This is a genomic window from Dinoroseobacter sp. S76 (assembly GCF_049801095.1).
In the GTDB taxonomy this organism is placed as follows: domain Bacteria; phylum Pseudomonadota; class Alphaproteobacteria; order Rhodobacterales; family Rhodobacteraceae; genus Dinoroseobacter.
Genome location: NZ_JBNAGH010000008.1, coordinates 142501 through 144242 on the forward strand (window position 1 = coordinate 142501; position 1742 = coordinate 144242).

1 tRNA gene and 2 rRNA genes (1 of these 3 running past the window's edge) are annotated in these 1742 nt (G+C 55.0%); all 3 read left to right on the plus strand.

The features are described 5' to 3' along the window. Window positions 1-1263: ribosomal RNA gene (locus tag ACP153_RS18985) — 23S ribosomal RNA — on the plus strand; it begins 1566 nt to the left of the window's first position. Window positions 1264-1474: 211 nt separating this feature from the next. Next, window positions 1475-1589 (plus strand): 5S ribosomal RNA (gene rrf, locus ACP153_RS18990). Window positions 1590-1661: 72 nt separating this feature from the next. After that, window positions 1662-1738: transfer RNA gene (locus tag ACP153_RS18995), tRNA-Met, on the plus strand. Window positions 1739-1742 lie beyond the last annotated feature (4 nt).

Below are 1742 nucleotides of genomic sequence, written 5' to 3' on the forward strand. Positions count from 1 at the left end.
ATCGTACCCTAAACCGACACAGGTGGACTGGTAGAGAATACCAAGGCGCTTGAGAGAACGATGTTGAAGGAACTCGGCAAAATACCTCCGTAAGTTCGCGAGAAGGAGGCCCCGTTTGTAGGCAACTATAGGCGGGGGGCACAAACCAGGGGGTGGCGACTGTTTACTAAAAACACAGGGCTCTGCGAAGTCGCAAGACGACGTATAGGGTCTGACGCCTGCCCGGTGCTGGAAGGTTAAAAGGAGGAGTGCAAGCTCCGAATTGAAGCCCCAGTAAACGGCGGCCGTAACTATAACGGTCCTAAGGTAGCGAAATTCCTTGTCGGGTAAGTTCCGACCTGCACGAATGGCGTAACGACTTCCCCGCTGTCTCCAACATCGACTCAGCGAAATTGAATTGCCTGTCAAGATGCAGGCTTCCCGCGGTTAGACGGAAAGACCCCGTGCACCTTTACTACAGCTTCACACTGGCATCAGGCCATGCATGTGCAGGATAGGTGGTAGGCTTCGAAGCAGGAACGCCAGTTCTTGTGGAGCCTTCCTTGAGATACCACCCTTGCATCGCTTGATGTCTAACCGCGGTCCGTTATCCGGATCCGGGACCCTGTGTGGCGGGTAGTTTGACTGGGGCGGTCGCCTCCTAAAGCGTAACGGAGGCGCGCGAAGGTTGGCTCAGAGCGGTCGGAAATCGCTCGTTGAGTGCAATGGCAGAAGCCAGCCTGACTGCGAGACTGACAAGTCGAGCAGAGTCGAAAGACGGCCATAGTGATCCGGTGGTCCCGAGTGGAAGGGCCATCGCTCAACGGATAAAAGGTACGCCGGGGATAACAGGCTGATGGTGCCCAAGAGTCCATATCGACGGCACCGTTTGGCACCTCGATGTCGGCTCATCTCATCCTGGGGCTGGAGCAGGTCCCAAGGGTACGGCTGTTCGCCGTTTAAAGAGGTACGTGAGCTGGGTTTAGAACGTCGTGAGACAGTTCGGTCCCTATCTGCCGTGGGTGTAGGATACTTGAGAGGAGTTGCCCCTAGTACGAGAGGACCGGGGTGAACGATCCACTGGTGGACCAGTTGTCGTGCCAACGGCAGTGCTGGGTAGCTATGATCGGACAGGATAACCGCTGAAGGCATCTAAGCGGGAAGCCCCCCTCAAAACAAGGTATCCCTGAGGACCGTGGTAGACCACCACGTCGATAGGCCGGAGGTGTAAGCGCAGCAATGTGCTCAGCTGACCGGTACTAATGGTCCGATAGGCTTGATTTGATCCAGTAGACGGCAAATGCCCCTGCGGACAATCAAAGCATACACAAACAAACGTATTTGGCTTGGACGCCGATGTGAAAAAGCGCACCACAATTGAACAGTGTTCGAATGCGGTGCGCCAAGCAGATCAACGGTGTTGGAACGCGTTGTCGACTTTGTCGAAACGCTGCCTCCAACTAAAATCCTTGCTCTGCAAGGGCTTTTTCCTTGGTTTGGTGGTCATAGCGCGAGTGAAACACCCGATCCCATCCCGAACTCGGTCGTTAAGCACCGTAGCGCCGATGGTACTGCGTCTTAAGGCGTGGGAGAGTAGGTCACCGCCAAACCTAGAAAAAAGCCCATAACTCTCAATACGATCTCAAAAAAGCGCCAGGCAATAACACTGCCAACGCAACTGGCGCGGGATGGAGCAGCCCGGTAGCTCGTCAGGCTCATAACCTGAAGGTCGTAGGTTCAAATCCTACTCCCGCAACCAAAAC